The organism is Desemzia sp. FAM 23990, assembly GCF_045528485.1.
In the GTDB taxonomy this organism is placed as follows: Bacteria; Bacillota; Bacilli; order Lactobacillales; family Carnobacteriaceae; genus Desemzia.
The window spans coordinates 14,591-36,978 of sequence record NZ_JBGQQW010000029.1; the positions used below are offsets into that span (position 1 = coordinate 14,591).

Genomic DNA, 22,388 nt, shown 5'->3' on the forward strand with positions numbered 1-22,388 from the left:
ACCGTTTATAGTAATAGGAGAAAGACAGATCAATAATAATTGTAACAAAGTAGTCACTTTTTAGTTGTATTGAAAACGTATTTTTATTAGTTTTAAGTAAAATAATATAAAATTTGTCCGATTAATCCTACAGGGGAATCAAGAAGATAAAAATGATTTTAGGGATTTAAATGGTTAATACAGAAGAGGAAGGGCATCAAAAATGAAATTAAAGCAAAAATTACTAACAGGATTTTTTACGATCACGACATTATTGATTTTAATCAGCGGAATTACATATGTTCAATTAAAGGACGTAAACGATAAATATACTTCTGCAATAGCAGAAGGTACAAATAAAATTCGATTGACCTCATATACTTTATTTGAGACTTATCAAGAAGAAATAGAGTTGCAGACTTATTTAACAGCCGGGAATTCAGAGAATCTTGATGCGTTTTCTGTGAATCAAAAAGAATTTCAAGAAAATGTTGCTAATCTTACTTCACATACTAATTATGAAGAAGGATTAGAGTTAACAAACCAAATAATTTCAGCAGAAGCAGAATATGGAGAAATAGCGGAGGAAGCTATTTCTTATAAACAAGCAGGAAACACTGAAGCTTACACTGCCTTGATGAATGGTAGAGGAAATGAAATATTTAATCGAATACAGTCTATTGGGAAAGAACTACTGTTTTACCATCAAGATGCTTTTACAAAAGTAAGTGATGATTTGACAAATCAAATAAAAAAAATGCTAACCGTTATTATGATCATTAGCATCTTAGCGGTTGCTGCAGGAGTCATTATTGCTCTACGATTGAGTCGAATGATTTCCAGTCGTGTAAATCAAGTAGCAGAAGTAGCTGAAAAAATTGCTGATGGTGATTTAGCCATTGAAGAAATTACCATCACCAGCAAAGATGAAATCAGTCAATTAGGACATACATTCAATAGAATGATTATTAATTTGAGAAACATGATCCAACAAGTCAGCAATACATCGGAACAAGTAGCTTCTTCTTCACAAGAGTTTTTAGCGATCGCAGAAGAAACTACAGCGGTAACGAATCAAATAGCTACTTCTATTACAGATGTTGCAGATGGTGTTGAAACGCAAAGCAAGAGCACAGAAGAGAGTTCGCATGGGGTGAGTGAAATCGCTACAGGGATTCTGCAAATTACCAGCAACACAAATGTGGTGGCTCAAACGACGATTGAAACTAAAAAACAAGCAGATCAAGGAACTCAAAAAATCCAAAGTGTCGTTCAGCAAATGACGACTATTTATCAAGCAAATAAAGAAACCAATCAAGTGATGGAATCTTTAGAGAAGAGATCAATGGTAATTGGCAATATCATCAATGTCATTACAGATATTTCTAATCAAACGAACCTGCTAGCTCTCAATGCTGCCATTGAGTCAGCGCGTGCTGGTGAACATGGAAAAGGTTTTGCAGTCGTTGCTGATGAAGTCCGTAAATTAGCCGAACAATCTAGAGAATCTGCGAATCAAATTGCAGAATTGATCCAACACATCCAAGCTGATACTACAAAAGCTGTTGAAATGATGCAACATGGAAACGATGAAATTACTCAAGGTATGTCTATTGCAGAAGAAACTGGAAAAGCATTTGAACTGATTGTACATTCTATTGAAGATACCAATGTTCAAACTCAAGAATTGTCAGCGACTTCTGAACAAATATCAGCCAGTGTACAACAAGTTAATGCAGCGATTGAAGAAGTAGCGGAATTGGCGAAAGACTCTTCCGCTAAATCTGGAGAAATTGCAGCTGCTACTGAAGAACAATTAGCTGCTGCCGAAGAAGTGACATCTTCAGCGACGTTCTTAGCGCAGTTAGCAGAAGAACTAACAGGATTAGTGAGTGCGTTTAAACTTTAATAGATGCTCCTGCGATTTAGAGAAACAACAAACAATGTTTAGTGCATTGTTTTTGTTTCTTTTTTTTAGTGTTTCATTGCTTGATAAAATAGATAGGGAAAAGATTTATTTAAGACAAATATTCTTCCACTAAATAGTAAAAATGACTTAACATTTTTAGAATATCGAGTATAATAAAACTGAATAGATAAGAATGTGAAGTGTTGAGCTTTACGAGAAGCAAGAGGAGATTAATTCATGAAAAAAAAGGTTAGCGTTGAAATGATTTTATTTGTTTTTCTATCGTTATTGATTTTTACTGGTTGTTCAAGTCAGGCTAATGAGTCTCCAGAAAAAGAAGTGATGATCACAATCACTGATGCTAAAGGAGAAGTAGAGATTCCTAAAGATCCAAAAAAAATCGTCGATTTAAGTGGAAACAGTGATATTTTATCTATTTTAGGTTATAAAGTTGTTGGAACTGCAAATAGTGATGCCTATGATTACACTAAATTTCCTTCTTACTTAGAAGATATTTTAGAAGGAGCTGCTATATTAGGCTACAGTATGCAAGATACTTTTGATATCGAGGCTATTATGAATTTAGAACCGGATATGATCATTCTGTCTACCGTGCAAGAAAAAGTCTACGAGCAGTTAAAAGACATCGCACCTACTGTGATGATTCAATTGGAAGCCTTAAATTGGCAAGAAGATGTGAAAGCTGTGGGGACAGTATTTAACCAAGCAGACAAAGCTGAGAATTGGCTAGATGGGTATAATGAAAAAGCCTTAGCAATAGGAAATCGGATCAAAAGAGCTCATGGAGAGGATACTACTTATCTAGCCTTTTTAGCTAGCGGAGGACAATTTTTTGTATTTGATGGAGCCGGTTTTGGAAATATCCTTTATGAAGACATGGGGTTGCGGAAACCTAGCGGAATGCCGGAGCAAACGGATATTAGTTTACCGGTAGTGACGTATGAAGGGTTAGCTGCGATAGAAGCAGATGTTATCTTTGCGATCGCAACAGATGAAGATTTAGCCGTTCTTCAAGAAAATGCTATTTGGAACAATTTGCCTGCAGTAAAATCTGGTCATGTGATCACTTTAGATGCTTCACCATACTTCAATCAAGGCTACAGCCCTATAGGCAGAGAGTTGCTGCTAGATGAAATAGCGGTGATGATAGATGAAGCAAAATAAAACGGCTTTTTTTGTCAGTGGTTGCTTTGTGCTCCTGCTTGTAGGCGTTTATCTGAGTATCTGTCTGGGAAATATACCGATCAGTCTGTCAGAACTGGTTGACAGTATAGTGAGTCAGTCAAATGAGCTGGATCAATTACTGGCTAGAGACGTTCGAATCCCTCGAGTACTATCAGCTCTCTTTACTGGAGGCATTCTAGGAGCTACAGGAGCAATGGTACAGGGAGTTACGCGTAATCCTATAGCAGAACCTTCTTTGCTGGGAGTGAGCCAAGGAGCTACACTGATGATTGCTTTCTTTTATGCGGCCGATATCGCCATCAATACTCAAAATATCCTGTTGGCTTCTCTAATCGGCACATCTTTCAGTGCAGCATTGGTGATTTTTTTTCTCTACAAAGAAGTCAAAGGAAAGGGTGTCAGTAAATTATTATTAGCCGGTATTTCCATAAGCACATTTTTTATCTCGTTGACTACGACTATTGGAATTCTATCCAATAAATCTCAATTCATTGCTTTTTGGATTTCAGGCAGTTTCAGAAATGTTACGTGGACGGATGTTAAATTGGTAGCTAGTGTAGGTACCTTTGGCTTACTGTGTAGTCTGTTATTGGCTCAAAAAATCAATATTCTTAGTCTAGGTGACGAAGCCGCTGCAGGTTTAGGTGTGAACCCTGGTAAAACAAGGTTATTGACCTTTCTTATCTTGATCCCTATGTGCGCTGCAGCGGTAGCGGTTGGAAAGAATATTGGCTTTGTCGGTGTGATCATTCCGCAGATCAATCGGAGACTAGTGGGTGAAAATTATGCTAAAAATATTCCGCTATCCTTTTTACTTGGGGCTGTTTTGATGGTTTATTCCGACATGGGTGCTCGTTTAGTCTATGCTCCTTATGAAATGCCTGTCGGAATAATTACTGCTTTAATAGGGGTCCCTTTTTTCATCGCAGCAGCAAGAAAGGAGTCAGCTTGATATGAAAGAAATACGCATTCAGAAGATCCTGATTCTGCTGGTGGTATTTTTTATCCTTTCTGCAGCTGTCTACCTCAGCTGGGGAAGCTATCAAATCAGTATCACAGATATTTTTCTGACTTTTATCGGCCGAGGCAATGCCTTTCAAGAAACAGCTCTTTTGAATTTACGCTTGCCGCGTATGTTGGTGGCAATATGTATAGGCATAGCATTAGCGACATCTGGAGGAATCATCCAAACTATTACCAAAAATGAACTAGCTGATCCCGGGATCATTGGAATAAATGCCGGAGCAGCTGTTGCTGCTATTTTAGTTGTTTCTTTTCAAACAACCTATTATTACAACCAGCTTGGCTCTTTTTCTGTGTACTTATTGCCTTTTATGGCCATTATTGGAGCAGCAGTTTCGGCGACCATCATTTATGTTCTTTCGAGCGATAAAGGCATAAAACCTAAAAAAATGATTTTAGTAGGTCTGGGAATCAATGCAGGATTGAGTGCTTTTATGACGTTCTTTATTTTTAGAGGAGGAGTGGGAGAATACAACAGAGTACTCATTTGGACCTCTGGAAGTTTATGGGGGACAGGATGGGAGTATGCTAAGATCATTTTGCCATTAGTGAGCGTGTTTTTTGGTTTAGTGCTATGGAATGTTAAAAAATTGGATGTTCTACAATTCTCAGATGAACACATCACCGCTCTAGGGTTAAACCGAAACCATGAGCGTAAAAAATTATTGGCGTATGCAGTCATTTTAGCCGGAGGAGCAACTGCTTTTGCTGGGAATATTGGTTTTATAGGATTAATCTCTCCAAACATTGCCAGAAAGTTGGTAGGTTCTTCTCATAAATATGTCTTGATTGTATCTGCTTTGATTAGTGCTGTTATGATGTTAGTTGCAGATGCTGTTTCTAGAAACTTGTTTTCTCCCATAGAAATACCTGTCGGAATCATTATTTCTGTATTTGGAGTGCCTTATTTCATTTATTTAATTATAAAGGAGAACTAAATGGAAGCTATAATTGTAAAAGATCTATCGGTAGGGTACGAAGAGCAGCCTGTAATAGAACAATTAAATCTTTCCCTTCTGAAAGGAAAAATCAATGTGATCATTGGTGCAAATGGGTGTGGAAAGTCTACTCTGTTAAAAAGCGTTGCTAGAGTGATCAAACCACAATCTGGTAATATTTACATCAATGGAAAAGACATTATCGGGCAAAAAGAGAGAACATTAGCCAAACAAATCTCTTTCTTACCACAAGAACCAATTTGCCCAATTGGATTGACTGTTCGAGATCTGGTGTCCTATGGAAGATTTCCTTATCAAAAAAGTATTGGCGGATTATCCCAGCATGACAAAGAGATGATCGATTGGGCTATAGAAGAAACAGAGCTGCAAGAATTTACCCATCGTAAGTTAAACACGTTGTCTCAAGGACAACGACAACGAGTCTGGATCGCTATGACGATTGCCCAAGAGACAGATATTATCATGCTTGATGAGCCAACGACATATCTTGATTTGTCTTATCAGCAAGAAATACTGCAATTATTGAGCCGATTGAATCAAACAGTAGGACTTACTATAGTGATGGTCCTGCATGAATTGAATAATGCTTGCAAATACGGAGACAACATCATTGGAATGAAGAGCGGGAAACTGATTTGTCAAGGTCCGCCTTGCAAGTCAATTACTAAAGAAAGCTTGCATGAACTGTATGGGATCGAAGCTAAGCTGCAAATCAGTGAAGATGAGCGCTACCCCATTTGCTTGGATTATGAAGTGTCGAAAAAAGGGGAAATCCTTGTTTCGCAGCTTCGCTAGCATGTTAAATTATGTTATAGAGGGTAAATAAGCAGTATTCAAACAAAAAATTCATTATAAATCCAGCTGTCAAATCCAAGAATGCCAAAAGCTAAACTACCGCTTTTGGCATTTTTGAATTCAACTAATGATGCCATCTTATACTTACATCAAGGATAGAACTGCCTTGATGTTCAAAAGGTATTCTTCATCAAGAAGTTTTCTTCCATCTAATATGGATAGAAAAGGAATCTATTTTATTATTTTCACGACTCCATTGGCGAGAACTTATAAGCATTGAAAAACACAAAAAACAAGGAACGATACTGGACTGAACAAATACATAAAAAACTGGTTCGCATAAAAAAATTAACAAAGTTTTTTCGTATTTTTTATTTGTAACTCAGAAAAGTATGATAGGCTAGTAGAGATGCAAGTGCAAACGAACAATTTTTGGAGGATTATATGACAGCAATTTTAGAGACTTTAAAACACTATTATGGATATGACTCCTTTCGCCCAGGACAGGAGCAAATGATCGATGCTATTTTAAGAGGAGAAGACGTCTTAGGCGTTATGCCTACGGGTGGCGGGAAATCGTTATGCTACCAAATCCCTGCAATTTGTATGGATGGTGTAACGATTGTCATTTCGCCGTTGATCTCTTTAATGAAAGACCAAGTGGATGGTTTGCAAACGATGGGCGTAAAAGCGGCTTACATCAATAGCCAGTTGACTTTTAACGAGCAAGAAAATATTTTGTACAGTGCTCTTCAAGGGGAATTGGATTTGATTTATGTCTCCCCAGAAAGACTGCAAAACGAAGTCTTTATTTCTTATGCTCAGCAAATGAATATCAATTTAGTGGCTGTCGATGAAGCGCACTGTGTTTCTCAATGGGGACATGACTTCAGGCCCAGTTATCAAAACATCCCTCAATTGATGGATGTCTTAAATACGAGACCACCTTTTGCGGCCTTTACAGCTACTGCCACGACACCTGTGCGAGAAGACATGGTGAAGCAACTAAACTTGAACCAGCCTTACCAATACATCTCCAGTTTTGATCGGCCGAATCTTTATTTTTCAGTGGTAAAACCCAAAAAGAAAGCCAATGAATTATTACGCATGGTAGACAATAAAGAGTCGAGTATTATTTATTGCAATACACGGAAAAATGTGGAAAAAGTTTATGAAACGTTGAATAAAAAAGGGTATCCGGTAACTCTTTATCATGCTGGAATCAGTAATCAAGAAAGAACGCGAAATCAAGAAGATTTTCTTTATGACCGTAAACCCATCATGGTAGCGACAAATGCATTTGGGATGGGGATCGATAAATCGAATGTCCGTCGAGTGATCCACTACAATATGCCGTTGGACATGGAAAGCTATTATCAAGAAGCAGGTCGTGCCGGGAGAGATGGAGCTCCTTCTGAAGCCATTTTATTTTATTCTGGTCAAGACATCATCACCAATACTTTTTTGATCGAACAAGGAAATAATCCGCATGCTAAAGCGAATCTCAATACCATGATCACTTATTGCAAAACAGGAAGTTGCTTGCGGAAAACGATATTAAACTATTTTGACGAAATACCGGAATGGATTGAGTGCGACCATTGTTCGAATTGCGATGGTGAAATGGTCAAAACGGATGTCACTGTAGAATGCCAAAAAATCTTGTCTTGCATTTATCGGATGAATCAGACCTATGGAACGGGTCTGGTGACAGATGTTTTAAGAGGAAAAGCGACGAGTCGGATCAAACAAATGCATTTTAATGAGCTATCGACCTATGGAATAATGAAAGAATATACTGAAGGAGATATTAAGGATATCATTTCGATTATGATCAGTGAAGGATATCTGCATTTGGGCGGAGATCAATACCCTATTTTGCAATTTACGACTAAAACGAATGATTTGTTAAAAGCTACAGTTCGATTGACGATGACAAAATCATTGAAAGAAGAAACAACTGCTACGAAAAAATCAGTAGAAAATATTGAAAATTACGATACAGGATTATTTGAATTGTTAAGAGAATTGCGTAGAGGGATTGCTCAAGAAATGGGAAAACCTCCGTTTGTGGTCTTTTCGGATAGAAGTTTGATCGATATGGCGGCTAAATTCCCAGCATCAGATACAGAATTCCTGAATATCCATGGTGTAGGAGAAGCCAAGTTAGAAGAATATGGAGAACGATTTCTTGAAGTCATCCAAACTTATGCAACAGAACAGTCTTTGGACATAGAACAACTGAGAAAAGAAAACTTGTCAGTGAAAGAAGTAGTCGTAAAACCTGGTTCTCAGTCAAGTAAGTCCTCGAAAAAAGGCGCTACTCATGAAGAAACATTATCCTATTTCAAAGAAGGTAAAACAATTGCTGAGATTGCAGTTGTTCGAGATTTATCTCCAACGACTATCGTGAATCACTTGTGCGTCTTGATTCAAGAAGGCACTGAGTTGGAGTATTCGAGATTGGTCAGTGAGGAAGCAGAAGCTGAGATAAAAGCAGCGGCAGCTGAAGTGGGCATGACTCCGCTGAAACCAATCAAAGAAGCTGTCTCAGAGTCTATTTCATATGATGAGATCAAATTTGTATTGGCAAAAATAAAAGCAGAAATGCACCATGAATAAGTAATAAGGTTATCTAAAAAAGCTAGACCAACTGAACAGTCGGTCTAGCTCTTTTAATAAGTATAGTTTATTCAGTTACTTCCTCTGAATTTTTCTCTTCGTTAGGCTTTTCTGAACCTGTTTGATCTCCATTGATTGGAGGCAACGGATCACCTTCATTGGTCGGAAGATCTGACTCTGGCGGTATTTCATCTTCCTCATCTTTGATGGTATCTTCATCTTTTACAGGTACGTCTGGTGTGTTAGATTCAGAGGATTCTTTTGGCTTACTAGATTCAATACTCTCTTCAGATTCTTTTGGTTTAGGAGCTGGTTTTTTAATTGTAGAGCTGCTTGAACTAGAAGAATTAGTAGTAGATGAATTTGTTTTTTTCTTTGGTGTATAAGCAGAACTACTACTTTCTGTATATACACTCGATTCATCTTCTTCGTCTTCTGTGATTTCTTCGCTTTCTACAAGTTCTTCTTCTATTTCTTCCTCAATGATTTCTTCTTCAACAACCCATAGGCTGCTGGAAACGCTAAATCCCATCTCTGAAGCTAATTTACTTCCGCGAATTTTTAGGCGGTCAACAGACTCTAATTTGTCAAACTGGATAGGTTCGTTGGTGTCAGATTCTGCTTTGACAGTTGTTTCAAGTTCTGATGTTTTTGCGGCAGAAGTTTGTTTGCTGAAAGATTGTGTTTGATTGACTCCTATGTAAACAATTCCAAAAAATAAAAGCAGTAAAAAAATAATGATTCCATATTTTTTCATGAATTTCTCCTCTCAACGCAGTTGGTGGTAACCCAATCATATAACAAGCGGTATTCAAAAACCAGTGTTTTTACTAGTGTTTGAAAAAAATTCACGAATTAATAATTGTTGTTCGCAAATTTACGTCGTATCTAGTAAAGTTAATAGAGAACGAAAAGATAGAGGATAAAATTTTTTTGGGAGGCAGTTTATGAAAATCATTGCATTAGAAGGTTATACCACTAATCCTGGAGATTTAAGTTGGGAAGGACTAAACGAGTTAGGAGATGTAACGATTTATGATCGAACATCTTTAACTAATGAACAAGAAATTATCGACCGTATTGGCGATGCTGAAGTTGTATTGACGAATAAAGCACCTCTTACGAAAAAAGTCATTTCAGCTTGCCCATCTTTAAAGTATATCGGGGTACTCGCAACGGGGTATAATGTAGTTGATGTGAAAACAGCTCAAGAGAAGAATATTGTTGTAACCAATGTTCCTGATTACAGTACTCAATCCGTTGCACAAATGACAATTGCCTTATTATTAGAAATTTGCCAGCAAGTTGGTCATCATAACCAAGCTGTTCATGAAGGCAAATGGGAAGAACATCCAGATTGGACCTTCTTTGATTATCCTTTGATAGAATTATCTGGAAAAACCATAGGGATCATCGGGTTTGGCAGTATTGGACAAGCAACGGCTAAAATTGCTCAGGCTATGGGAATGGAAGTACTAGCGTATAATCGTAGCCAAAGTGAAGAAGGAAAGAAGCTTGCAACTTATGTAGAACTGGATGAATTATTGGAGAAATCGGATGTCATTTCCTTACACATTCCATTGGTAGAAGAAACAGAAGCATTGATCAACCAAGATACGATTTTTAAAATGAAAGATGGAGTCATATTGCTAAATACTTCTCGTGGAGGATTATTAGATGAAGAAGCTGTTGCAGAAGCTTTGAATAATGGAAAAATATACGCAGCAGGTGTAGATGTGGTCAGTACAGAATCGATTGAAAGTACTAATCCTTTATTAAAAGCGAAGAATGTATTCGTTACACCACATATTGCATGGGCTACTAAAGAAAGTCGTGCCAGATTGATAGAGATCGCGGTTGACAATATAAAGCAATTTATCAATGGAAAGCCTGAAAACGTCGTTTCAAATTAAAAAATCATGTGTTTATAGTAGGAACAGACTGCTGGCTTAAGAGGAAATTACTCCTAAGCCAGCAGTTTCTGCTAAGTAAAAGAATAGTTTGGGTTCAAGCAAGTGATGATTTCCGTTATAATAAAATACGTCAGTGAGCAGGAACGAGGTGGAAAAATGCAAAAAATTATGATCATAGAAGATGATTTAACGATTGCCAAGAGTTTGCAGGAAGAATTAACGAAATGGAATTATGATGCATTTTATACGACAGATTTTAATCAAGTGATGGAACAATTTACAGAAACTATGCCGCAAATGGTACTGATCGATATTAAATTGCCTTACTTTAATGGTTATTACTGGTGTACAGAGATCAGGAAAATTTCTCAAGTACCTATCATTTTTATTTCTTCGCAAAATGAGCGAATGGATATTGTTATGGCGATTCAGATGGGGGCAGACGACTTTATTAGTAAACCTTTCGATTTAACGATTGCGATCGCTAAAATACAAGCCTTGTTTAGAAGGGCTTATGATTTCAACGAGAGCGATTCTTTTTTGAATCATCAAGGAGTGTATTTGAAAGTAAATGAACTGACATTACAATTTGAAGAAGAGGAATTACCCCTAACTAAAACAGAAATGAAAATATTAGAGCAATTATTTTTGCATAAAAGCGAGTTTGTTTCTCGAGAAGCGATCATGGTCAGCTTATGGGAAAATGAAGCTTTTATTGATGATAATACCTTAGCCGTCAACATTGCACGCTTAAGAAAAAAATTAGCTGGTATAGGCGTGGAGAATTTTATTGTTACCAAAAAAGGTTATGGTTACGGATTGATGAAAGGAGAATAAAATGACCAATTTAAAAGAACAGAGTGTATTGCTTAGAGCTTTTTTATCGGCTAAGCGATATGAGATAGGAATTTATTTGAGTATGGTCCTCATTTTTGGTATTTTATTTATTTTAGGACGTTTGCCTTTGGAATTTTACTTTTACGGCGTACTATTAACGGGATTTTTATTTTTGAGTTTTTTGATCATTCAATCTGTCCAGTATACTAAACGATACACAATATTGAAGTACATCGAGACCCAGCCTTTAACAGTTTTGAAAGAACTGGAGCAGTCTATAGATCCTTCAGAGAAGTACCTTTTGGGAGAAATCAATCATTTAATGACGCAGATAGAAGAATTGAGGTACAGTCAACAAGAAAAAAACACTGAGCAAATGGACTACTTCACACTATGGCTGCATCAAATCAAGACTCCTATCGCGGCAATGAGTTTATTAATGCAACAAAATAAAGAGAACCCTGTATTATCTAAAAAAGTACAACAACAACTGATTCGAGTAGAAAATTACACTCATATGGCGTTGAATTATCTGAAATTGGAGCAATCAGGGAAAGAACTAGATTTGGATAAAGTAGATTTAGATCTTGTAATCAAAAAGACACTTAAAAAGTTCTCTATTATATTTATTTACAACCGCATTACGCTGGATTACCAACCACTTGGAAAAAGTGTGTTGTCAGATGAAAAGTGGCTGCTTATTTTAGTAGAGCAGATTCTTTCAAACAGTTTAAAATACACTCCAGAAAATGGGCATATAAAAATATATATGGATCCCCTTAAAGAAAAGCAATTGATTATAGAAGACAATGGAATAGGCATCCGTTCCGAAGATTTACCTAAGATATTCGAAAAAGGGTATTCGGGATGGAATGGCAAGATCCAAGAAAAATCTACTGGGTTGGGACTTTTTTTAAGCAAAAAAATCTGTCAGCGATTAGGGCATACGCTAAACATTCAGTCCAAATTGAATCAAGGAACTATGGTGAGGATCAATTTGGATCAAGAAAAATTGGAAATTTTTTGATTAACGGCAATCTTACAAAATTGTAAGGTTGTCCATCATTTTGTAAGGATAGATAAAGGCGCCAATTGTTCTAGTAGCATACAATAGATGTAGTTAGAACAAGAGGAGGAAATAGAATGACTTTATTAGAAGTAAATCATTTGAAAAAAACATATGCAACTCGTTTCTCAAATCAAAAAGTAGAAGCGTTGAAAGATGTCAACTTTACAGTTGAAAAAGGGGAATTTGTTTCTGTGATGGGAGAATCCGGATCGGGGAAAACCACCTTATTGAACATTTTGTCTACTCTAGATACTGCAACATCTGGAGAAGTATTACTAGAAGGAAAAAACTTAGCAGATATTAAAGACAGCAAGGTATCTGAATTTAGGCGAAATGACCTTGGATTTGTGTTCCAAGATTTTAATCTGCTGGATAATTTTTCGATCAAAGACAATATTCTTTTGCCATTAGTGTTATCCAACACTCCAGTAAAAGAAATGGAAAACCGCTTATTGCCGATCGTAGAGAAATTAGGGATCGCTGAATTGATCGGACATTACCCTTATGAAGTTTCAGGTGGACAAAAACAACGGGCTGCAGTTGCTAGAGCCTTGATCACACAACCAAAATTGATTTTAGCTGATGAGCCGACAGGTGCATTGGATTCTAAAGCCTCTCAAAGCTTGCTGGAGACGTTTGAAAATATCAATCAAGCTGGACAGACGATTATGATGGTAACGCATAGTACGCGAGCAGCAGCTCATTCCAACCGAGTATTGTTTATCCAAGATGGGGTGGTATTCAATGAAATTTATCGCGGTAACCAAACTGTCGATCAATTTATGGAAAAAATCACTCAAACTCTGATGGTATTGATCAATCGAGGTGAGCAACATGACTAAGCAATTATTTGCGAAGTTGGCTGTCAGAAATATCAAGTCCAATAAACAAATTTATGTTCCTTATATCATGTCATCGATTGCAACAGTTACTATGTTTTACTTGATGACGTCGTTAGTGCAGAATGATTACCTGAGAGAACGTTCGGGTACTGTAGTTCAATTACTTTCGCTTGGATCAGTAATTATCGGCTTTTTTTCCTTGATTTTTATTTTGTACACGAATAGTTTTTTAATCAAAAGACGAAAGAAAGAAATCGGACTTTACGCTATTTTAGGGATGAAGAAAAAACACGTTGCGTTTGTTCTATTGATCGAATCATTGATTACGAGTATCGGAAGTATCTTTATAGGAATTATTAGTGGGCAGATTATAGGCCGATTTGTATTTTTAGGATTAAATTATGTACTAAAACTTCCAGTCAGTATGGAATATCCATTCTCTATCGAAACAGCAGGAATTACTGCGGCTGGTTTTACTGCGATTTTCTTTTTAGCTTTTTTGTATAATATCAGTCAAGTGACATTTTCAAATCCAATTCAACTGGTTAGAGGTAAACAAACAGGAGAGAAAGAGCCTAAGAGTTCGCTTCTATTGTTTCTTCTTTCATTAGTTTCTTTAGGAGCCGGCTATTGGATATCACTTTCCACTGAAGATGTGATGAGTGCGATAATTTATTTCTTTTTAGCTGTTCTCTTAGTCATTATTGGAACTTATTTATTGTTTATTTCTGGATCTATTTTCATTCTAAAAGCAATGAAAAAGAACAAGAAATTGTACTATCGTCCAAATGCTTTTATTTCTATCTCAGGTATGTTGTACCGAATGAAACAAAATGCAGTTGGATTAGCCAATATTTCTGTATTGGCCACGATGGTGATTGTAGCTGTTTCAACAACAGCAGCTATCTTTGTAGGTTCGGAAGCGTCAATAAACATACAATTCCCTTATGAAAATGAGGTTGCTATGTATGAAGCTGACTTTGAAGACATGACAAATTTTCAAGAGTTGGTTGTGAATGAAACAGAGAGAAGAGAATTGTCAATAGAGGATATAGTAGCTTACCGATACAACTCGTTAACAGGAGTTTTAGAAGGAGATGAATTTGTTTTTAAATCTAGTCTACAGGGGGATATTGTAGAGACTCAGGCGATTTTCATTCCTAAAGAGGACATTGAAAACATAACAGGTGTTTCAATAGATCTAGAAGGCAATGAAGTAGTAGTTTTAGATTCTAAGAACGAATATACCCAGCCAACTATAAAATTAGGAAAACAAGCTTACCCAGTCCACCAAATCAAAGATTCTGATATGAGCAATATAATTACCGATCAAATAGAGAGAATGTTAAGAACTGATGTTGTAGGAACTACAGTAGTGTTGACAAACGGAGCAGAAGAGATGCAGTCGATCGTAAAAGATTACGCAGAACTTTATCCAGATGATTATTTTGATGGTTTTGCTACTGTGCAATGGGATACTAGCGGTATAGCAGAAGAAAAAATGGCTTATGCCGAAGACTTGACAGATATTATCTATGATTTGGAAGAGTACTCGTTAAGTTATAGAGCTAAAGAAGTTTTACGAGAGGAATGGTATCAAATGAATGGCGGACTGTTGTTTATGGGAATATTTCTAGGAGGATTATTCACATTTGGAGCCGCTTTGATCACATACTTCAAACAAATTTCAGAAGGATACGACGATAGAGAAAAATTCCAAATCATGCAAAAAGTAGGTCTTGATGAGAAAACCATTCAAAAATCTACACGTTCCCAAATTGTATGGATGTTCTTTTTACCGTTGATATTAGCTGTTATACACACAGCTTTTGCGTTTCCGATTATCAGCAAGCTACTCTTGCTGTTCGGGTTGGTAGATCAAGGATTGATTATTTTATCAATTATAGGTGTAGTACTGTGCTTCAGTCTTTTATACTGGATCATTTATCGAGTGACTTCAAGAGTTTATTTCTCCATTGTAAAATAAAAAAACAGTTCTTTTGATGGTCACTCAGACCGTCAAAAGAACTGTTTTTTATGAATAAAGTCCGTATATTGATCCCATGGAAATAGATTTAGGATGGATATGATTAATAGAAGGTTCTACAATTTATGGCGTTGGTAAGTAAAAACTGGTTTTTCCATTCAAACCTTGTTAGAAATTCATTCTTAGAAATTTCAGGAGGAATAGGGGGTTGCTTATAGCCATGAAGAGGAGGAAAAAAAAGGAAACACTGTGGGCATACGCCCAAGCATGGTAATTACTTAGTGTTAGGCTTTAGCCGTTACACTAAGTTTGTTCTCCGCTTCGCTTCGCATACCGTATCCGTACGTCGCTAACGCTCCAACGGCTTCGGCTCAAGGCGGTCCCATGGCTTTCCATAAGCAACCCCATAGGCCGGAGGAAATTTCTTTACCAACGCTAGAAGATGAAGAGCCTAATAGAAAAGGGAATATGTAAAAAAATAGCTTAACACCACAACAAATGTGGGCTAAGCTATTTTTACAATTAAAATTATTCTGCTGTTACGCCTTCTGTCCATTCAGCAACTTTGTCTTGATTTTCTTCAACCCAAGTTGCAGCTGCGTCTTCCGGATCTGTTCCTTCTTGAATGTCTAACATAATAGCTTCCATATCTGCTGTTGTCCATTCAAATTGGTCCAACACTTGGTAAGCTTCAGGCATTTCTTCTTCTAAGCCTTCACGAGCCATTGTGTTGATCGTTTCAGCTTCACCAAATGAACCTTCTGGATCTTCCAAGTATTTCAGGTCATAGCTTTGGAATTTCCAATGTGGAGACCAACCAGTAACAACAATTTCTTCTTCGTTTTCATAAGCTTGTCCTAAAGCAGTTGTCATAGCGCCAGAAGAAGAAGTTTGAACTTCCCATCCTTCTAAATTGTCATAATCTTCAACAGCTTGTTGTGTAGCAGCTACAACACCAGCACCAGGTTCGATTCCAGTGATTGTCATATCAGCTTCATCTGTTAAATCAGCAATAGAATCAACATCCATGTAAGATGGAACAACTAAACCAATAGCAGCGCCTTCTAAGTTAGGGCCTAAGTCAACCATTTGGTCACCGTACTCTTCAAATTGAGCACCATGAGTTCCTGGTAACCAAGCAGCTACCATTGCATCAGCTTCTCCGCTTGCCACTGATTCCCACATAATAGCATTGTCTAATTGGGTTAATTTTACGTCATAACCTAAGTCTTCCAATACTTTACCAATAACGTTTGTAGAAGCGATTTCTGTATCCCATGCAACATAAGATAACTCGATTTCTTCACCTTTTCCAACAGTATCTTCTTGAGATGTTTCATCGCCTGAAGAACAAGCTGCTAATAGTAACGATGTTCCTAATGTGGCCGTTAATCCTAGACGTTTCCAATTCATTTTTTTCAAATTAAAACTCTCCTTTTTGTGCTTTTTTTATCCGCTATGCGGGTTTGTTCGGTTGAATAATAGTGTGAGCTAAGCGCCTTATTTCACTCTCTGCTCTAAAACGCTTTGCTCCACTCTCTAGTCTTACTTAGTGAATTTTTGTGTTAGTCGGTCAATGATGATGGCTAGGATTACTAATGCTAGTCCCGATACGAATCCTGTTCCTACTTGTGCTCTTTGTAGAGAAGAAAGTACTTCGGAACCTAATCCTGGTGCACCGATCATTGATGCGATAACCACCATAGATAGAGCTAACATAACGGTTTGGTTGATACCAGCCATGATAGTTGATTTAGCCAATGGCAATTCTACTTTGAATAATTTTTGTGAACCAGTACTACCAAATGAATCAGCAGCTTCTACTAATTCTCCTGAAACTTGACGAATACCTAGGTTTGTCATACGAACTGTAGGAGGAAGAGCGAAGATAACAGAAGCGAAAACTCCTGGTACCATACCGATTCCGAAGAAAGCTACAGCAGGAATCAAATACACAAAGGCGGGCATAGTTTGCATAAAGTCTAAAATAGGGGTAACGATAGAGTTTGCCCATTTGCTTTTAGCCATTAGGATTCCTAGTGGCACACCGATGATAACGGATATCAAGCTAGATATGATTACCAAAGTAATTGTGTTCATCAAGTCTTCCCAAAGACCTTGGTTTTGAACATACAATAGACCAACAATTGAAAAAGCTGCTAATCCAAATTTTTTACCAGATGCGAAGAAACAAATTGCCGCGATGATAACAATAAAGAGAAGAGGGGGAACGAGAAGCAAAAGATCTGTCAAACCTTCCATGATTATTTCACTAAAAGACTGAATAAAATCAAATAATGGTTCGAATACTTCTGTCAGCCAATCCATAAATGTCTCAACGTATTCTGCAACAGGTAATTCTGGGATGTTATCTAATATACTGTTTTCCATCTTATAAAGACACCTCGCTATCTTTTGCTAGTGCGCCAATGACAAGGCTTCTAACAATGATTCCTAATAATTTTCCATCTTCTACAACAGCTACTGGAGTCGAAGCATCATGGATAACTTCAAAAATTTCACTGATCAGAGTGCCACGTTCTACTGTAGGAATATCGGTTCTCAAGACTTTGTCAAATGTTTTTTCTTGTCTCTTAACGGCAACAGCAGCACCTTCATCTGTAACATATCCGTATAATTTACGGTTGTCATCGACTACTAATATACTGGATATACCTTCTTGTTCCATACGACGCAAGGCAACATTCGGACCGTCAGTACCTAGTTTTAATACTGTAGGACGAGCCATAATATTTTCAGCAGTTAACACTCTAGCGCGATCAACATCTTCAACAAATCGTTCTACATAATCATTTGCTGGATTCGTAAGAATATCTTCACCAGTCCCGATTTGGACAATTTCCCCGTCTTTCATTAATGCAATACGGTCTCCAATGCGCAAGGCTTCATTCAAATCATGAGTGATAAAAATAATGGTTTTATTCATTTTATCTTGCATCTCAACTAATTCGTCTTGCATTTCACGACGAATCAAAGGATCTAATGCTGAAAAGGCCTCGTCCATTAACAAGATTTCAGGATCGTTAGCTAAAGCACGCGCTAACCCAACACGTTGTTGCATCCCACCTGAAAGCTGATGTGGAAATTGATCTTTATAGGGAAGTAAGCCTGCGTTATCTAATGCTTTTTCTGCACGGTGACGACGTTCAGCTTTATCCATTCCTTGAATTTCTAAACCATATTCCGTATTTTCCAATATTGTACGTTGAGGAAATAATCCGAAATTTTGAAAAACCATGCTCATTTCTTTTCTTCTCATATTCCGTAAATCGTCTTTACCCATTTTAGAAACATTGTTTCCGTCGATAAAGACATTTCCTTTAGAAGGTTCAATCAGGCGGTTCAACAAACGAACGAGTGTCGATTTACCACTTCCAGAAAGCCCCATAATAACAAATATTTCTCCTTGTTCAACAGAAAAACTAACGTTGTTTACACCAAGAGTGGCCCCTGTTTTTTCAAGGATCTCAGCTTTCGATTTTCCTTGGTCAGCCAATTTTAAAGCTTGTTCTTCTTTTTTTCCAAAAACTTTTGACAAATTTTCAACAGTTACTTTAGGCAAAAAAGTTCAACTCCTTTATTTTAAAACTAAATGAAATCAAATAGTGTATTAAGGTGTGCAAAAGGTTGATTCCATCGTCTTTTTAAATGTTTTTTCTTTATTTCCGCGTCTTGAACACAAAACTAACCGTAACATACATGAAACTGGCATGTAAAATAACACTTGGACGCAAATCGGATTGTTATCGCTTACGAAAACTGTTGTGGAAGCTCTCTAAGAAATTTATGAGAAATTGAGAATAGTCAATTTGATACGCGTTAAAATTTTGGGGTTTCTAAATAAAAGGGAAAAATACGTAGCAACGTAAAATAACTAGCTTTTTGTGCAATTTATTTTAAAAAAAGTGGTTATTCGGTTGACAAGCAAACGCTTTCATGTTATATTCTATGTGTAAAGAGGGACATGCCAGAAACATTAGATAAGAAAAGAAAGAGCATGCCGCTCTTTAGAAGAACCTTTTTATAAGGTTCTTAGGTTAACGGTTTAAGTAGAGCTGTTGACCCAAAGTATCTTAGTTGATGTACTTCGTAGATTTATAATATTATTGAAGACATCAAACTAGGATCTACTATCATAGCAGCACGGAGTATCTCACAGCTAGATTTTTAGAAACACTATTCAAAGAACACTCTTCTAAGAATAAAGATTCAAAGAACCAAGATGTAAAAAGTTTAGTTCAGAAAATCTTTAGTGACATCTATCTAGTTGTAGTAAGACCATTTATGAGAAGTGGCATCGAAAATAAAAATGTGAGTACACGTGTTGCACATATGAGAGGAAGGAGCCTAACAGAGGTTCCTTCCTTTTTTAATCCATCCGCTTATTTTTAAAATGAACCTGTCTATTTCCAGCTACCTGTCCTCAATGAGTATCGAAACCGCCTATATCAATAGAAGAAAGTTGTTTTACTGAAAGGAGTTCCATATGATGAAAATAATATTGTTATTCCTACTATTTTCTTTCCCCTTACTCGTATCGTGCGAATCCTCAAAAGATGAAGAAATGCCCTCAAACAGTCAAGTTGAATCTTCAAGTGAATCCGCTGAAAAAGCCTCAGAATCTCCAAAACAATCGGAAGATGTCTCTGAAGAATTTGAACCTGCAGCCTATGAAATAATAGAAGCTTATGAAAATCTAACTTTTGAACAACCGCTCTTTTTTACTGCAGCAAGTGACCATTCGAATACTGTTTTTGTAGTCGAGCGGACTGGCAAGATTTATGCGTTTGAAAATTTACCGGATGCGGCTGAAAAAGAACTTTTTATCGATCTAAGCGATAAGATCAGTTTAGCGGGAAATGAAATGGGACTATTGGGATTGGCATTTCATCCAGAATTTAGTGAAAATGGGTATTTTTATGTGAATTACACAAATGGACAAGGAACTAAGTTGTCTCGTTTTGAAGCTGACCCATTGACTTACGAAACAGCGCTGGACAGTGAAATGACTCTGATGGAATTTCCACAACCTTATACAAATCATAATGGGGGACATATTGCTTTTGGACCAGATGGCTACTTGTATGTTGGAACCGGAGATGGAGGAGGAAGCGGAGATCCTCAAGACAATGCACAATCACTAGATGAAATTTATGGCAAATTGCTGCGGATTGATGTAGATAATTCAACAAACGGATTGCCTTACGGGATTCCTGAAGATAATCCATTTGCTGGAAACGATCAAGGTTATCGAGAAGAAATTTTTGCTTATGGACTGCGTAATCCTTGGAAGTTTAGCTTTGATGTACAACGTAAATGGATATGGTTGTCGGATGTCGGACAGAATGCTATGGAAGAAATCAAGCTGATAGAAACCGGCAAAAATTACGGTTGGCGTTTGATGGAAGGTACAATGGAATATGCGTCTGAGGATTCAATGGAAGAACTTGATCTGGAAGAACCTATTTGGGAATACGATCATTCTGAAGGGCAATCTATTACAGGAGGATATGTTTATAATGGTGAAGACAATAGCAGCCTAAAAGGGATGTATATATACGGAGATTTTGTGTCCGGAAAACTATGGGCACTTTGGGTGACGGACAATGAGTCTGTAGACAATGTGGAGATTGCTGATACAGACTTAATGATTTCTTCATTTGGCTTAGATGAAAAGGGAGAATTGATTATTGTAGACTTCAACGGCAAACTGTATCGCCTTCAAGAAACGAATTAATTTGTGCTGTTATATAGTCTGTTGTGATGTATATGGATGCAAAAATAAAGTATAATAAAGGTGAAAAAAGATGAACCAATAATGAGCTGTAGGAGGAATGTCCATGATAAAAAAGCTATCCTTCCTTTTGTCGTCTGTTTATTCCACACCCGCATGCTAAGGCTTGAATGAGAAAGAATGGGTGATAGAGATGATAAAAAAATTTCAACTAGTGAAAGTAATTGCAGCACTAGTTGCCTCCTTGCTGGTGATGTTTTCTTTAGCAGTGCCGGTCTTTGCAGCACCCTCTCAAGCTGTTTATCGAGTAAATACTACCACTAAAGTCGTTTCTTTCACATTTGATGACGGAAGTGATGGCGGACATATCAACGAAATCTTGGCTATTTTAGTTAAAAACAATATTAAAGCAACTTTCTTCCTTACTGGAGCCGCCACTCAACAACACCCTAATTTGATTCGCAATATTGTCAATCAAGGCCACGAGATTGGGAACCATTCCTTCAACCATCCTGATTTTACTAAAATTTCAACCACTCAAATGAAAGACCAATTGAATAGAACCGAGACCATGGTCAAAAATGCTACCGGGAAAACAACTAAGCCGCTCTTTAGACCGCCGTTTGGTGCGTCCAGTACTACCGTTTTGAATACGGTAGGAGAAATGGGATATACCAAAACGATCATGTGGACAATTGATACGGTTGATTGGCGAGGAGACTCTGCCGCAACGATGACTAATAAAGTGATTAATAACATCGTACCAGGTGCTATTGTGTTGATGCATGCAGGACAAGATACGTTTACTCCTGAAGCTTTACCCGGAATGATCAGTAAATTAAAAGCTTTGGGATATAAATTTGTGACTGTTTCTCAACTATTAACGTATCAAAGTTCTTCTACAAGTGGGAGAACACATATTGTTAAAGCAGGAGAAACATTGTACAGCATTGCGTTACGTTATGGAGTGACCGTTCAACAACTGGCAACAACCAATCGCTTGGCTAATCCGAATTTGATTCGAGTCGGGCAAGTATTGACGATTCCAGGATCTGGCGGGACAACACCTCCTCCTACTAGTCTAAGACATACTGTTCGAGCTGGAGACACACTTTATGCGATTGCACTAAGATATGGTGTAACGGTACAACAAATCGTTGTAGCAAATAAAATCACCAACCCAAGTTTGATTCGAGTCGGCCAAATATTGACGATTCCAACACGCTCTCAAACCACACCACCGCCTACGACCCCTGTCAAATATACAGTTAAAGCTGGAGATACGTTATATCGAATCGCACAAAGATACAACACGACAGCCTTAGAGATCGCGAAAGCCAATAATATGGCTAATCTCAATCTGATTCGAATCGGACAGATATTGACAATCCCAAATTAAGCGTATCGAAATAAAAGAAAAATCCAAGAATGAGATCCTTGGATTTTTCTTTTATTTTTCGTGTACTATTTTAAAGAAAAACAGTACACTTAA

General features: G+C 37.2%; 15 protein-coding genes and 1 pseudogene. 13 read left to right on the forward strand and 3 right to left on the reverse strand.

Features of this window, described 5'->3' with window-relative positions; all coding sequences use genetic code 11:
- Window positions 1-202 precede the first annotated feature (202 nt).
- From ACEN4I_RS11220 to recQ, 6 genes are all read left to right on the forward strand, one after another.
- The gene (locus ACEN4I_RS11220; RefSeq protein WP_407103005.1) at window positions 203-1,888 is read left to right on the forward strand and encodes a methyl-accepting chemotaxis protein; all 1,686 of its coding nucleotides are present in this window, start codon (window positions 203-205) and stop codon (window positions 1,886-1,888) included.
- Between the two features lie 237 nt (window positions 1,889-2,125).
- Window positions 2,126-3,073, forward strand: a complete 948-nt coding sequence (locus ACEN4I_RS11225; protein ID WP_407103004.1) for an ABC transporter substrate-binding protein — start codon at window positions 2,126-2,128, stop codon at window positions 3,071-3,073.
- Window positions 3,060-4,046, forward strand: coding sequence for a FecCD family ABC transporter permease (locus tag ACEN4I_RS11230; RefSeq protein WP_407103003.1), 987 nt, complete (start codon window positions 3,060-3,062; stop codon window positions 4,044-4,046). Before ACEN4I_RS11225 ends, ACEN4I_RS11230 begins: the two co-directional genes overlap by 14 nt.
- A gap of 1 nt (window position 4,047) precedes the next feature.
- Window positions 4,048-5,055: a FecCD family ABC transporter permease gene (locus ACEN4I_RS11235; RefSeq protein WP_407103002.1), complete on the forward strand. Its 1,008-nt coding sequence runs from the start codon at window positions 4,048-4,050 to the stop codon at window positions 5,053-5,055.
- Window positions 5,056-5,871 carry an ABC transporter ATP-binding protein gene (locus tag ACEN4I_RS11240; protein ID WP_407103001.1) on the forward strand — a complete coding sequence of 272 codons (816 nt, stop codon included), beginning with the start codon at window positions 5,056-5,058 and terminating at the stop codon, window positions 5,869-5,871. It begins immediately after the preceding gene.
- A gap of 444 nt (window positions 5,872-6,315) precedes the next feature.
- Window positions 6,316-8,493, forward strand: a complete 2,178-nt coding sequence (recQ, locus tag ACEN4I_RS11245) for a DNA helicase RecQ (protein ID WP_407103000.1) — start codon at window positions 6,316-6,318, stop codon at window positions 8,491-8,493.
- Between the two features lie 67 nt (window positions 8,494-8,560).
- Here recQ and ACEN4I_RS11250 read toward each other — a convergent pair whose 3' ends face one another.
- A complete protein-coding gene (locus ACEN4I_RS11250) occupies window positions 8,561-9,250 on the reverse strand; it encodes a hypothetical protein (RefSeq protein ID WP_407096454.1) in 690 nt (229 codons plus the stop codon).
- A gap of 190 nt (window positions 9,251-9,440) precedes the next feature.
- On the opposite strand from ACEN4I_RS11250, the gene ACEN4I_RS11255 reads away from it, so the two are divergent.
- The 5 genes from ACEN4I_RS11255 to ACEN4I_RS11275 all read left to right on the forward strand — a co-directional run bounded on the left by ACEN4I_RS11255 (window position 9,441) and on the right by ACEN4I_RS11275 (window position 15,141).
- Window positions 9,441-10,406 (forward strand): D-2-hydroxyacid dehydrogenase, encoded by a 966-nt coding sequence (locus tag ACEN4I_RS11255; RefSeq protein WP_407102999.1) that lies wholly within the window; start codon window positions 9,441-9,443, stop codon window positions 10,404-10,406.
- A gap of 156 nt (window positions 10,407-10,562) precedes the next feature.
- Window positions 10,563-11,243 (forward strand): DNA-binding response regulator, encoded by a 681-nt coding sequence (locus ACEN4I_RS11260; RefSeq protein WP_407096452.1) that lies wholly within the window; start codon window positions 10,563-10,565, stop codon window positions 11,241-11,243.
- Between the two features lies 1 nt (window position 11,244).
- Window positions 11,245-12,270 (forward strand): sensor histidine kinase, encoded by a 1,026-nt coding sequence (locus tag ACEN4I_RS11265; RefSeq protein ID WP_407096451.1) that lies wholly within the window; start codon window positions 11,245-11,247, stop codon window positions 12,268-12,270.
- A 116-nt stretch (window positions 12,271-12,386) separates the two neighbouring features.
- Window positions 12,387-13,154, forward strand: coding sequence for an ABC transporter ATP-binding protein (locus ACEN4I_RS11270; protein ID WP_407102998.1), 768 nt, complete (start codon window positions 12,387-12,389; stop codon window positions 13,152-13,154).
- Window positions 13,147-15,141 carry an FtsX-like permease family protein gene (locus tag ACEN4I_RS11275; RefSeq protein WP_407102997.1) on the forward strand — a complete coding sequence of 665 codons (1,995 nt, stop codon included), beginning with the start codon at window positions 13,147-13,149 and terminating at the stop codon, window positions 15,139-15,141. The genes ACEN4I_RS11270 and ACEN4I_RS11275 overlap by 8 nt, the downstream gene beginning before the upstream one ends.
- Before the next feature lie 528 nt (window positions 15,142-15,669).
- On the opposite strand, the pseudogene ACEN4I_RS11280 reads toward ACEN4I_RS11275, so the two are convergent.
- A pseudogene (locus ACEN4I_RS11280) lies at window positions 15,670-17,532 on the reverse strand (glycine betaine ABC transporter substrate-binding protein).
- 1 nt (window position 17,533) lies between these two features.
- The gene (locus ACEN4I_RS11285; RefSeq protein ID WP_407102996.1) at window positions 17,534-18,724 is read right to left on the reverse strand and encodes a glycine betaine/L-proline ABC transporter ATP-binding protein; all 1,191 of its coding nucleotides are present in this window, start codon (window positions 18,722-18,724) and stop codon (window positions 17,534-17,536) included.
- A 924-nt stretch (window positions 18,725-19,648) separates the two neighbouring features.
- Here ACEN4I_RS11285 and ACEN4I_RS11290 point away from each other — a divergent pair.
- Window positions 19,649-20,899 (forward strand): PQQ-dependent sugar dehydrogenase, encoded by a 1,251-nt coding sequence (locus ACEN4I_RS11290; RefSeq protein WP_407127748.1) that lies wholly within the window; start codon window positions 19,649-19,651, stop codon window positions 20,897-20,899.
- Between the two features lie 190 nt (window positions 20,900-21,089).
- Window positions 21,090-22,295, forward strand: coding sequence for a LysM peptidoglycan-binding domain-containing protein (locus ACEN4I_RS11295; RefSeq protein ID WP_407102994.1), 1,206 nt, complete (start codon window positions 21,090-21,092; stop codon window positions 22,293-22,295).
- Window positions 22,296-22,388: the final 93 nt, after the last annotated feature.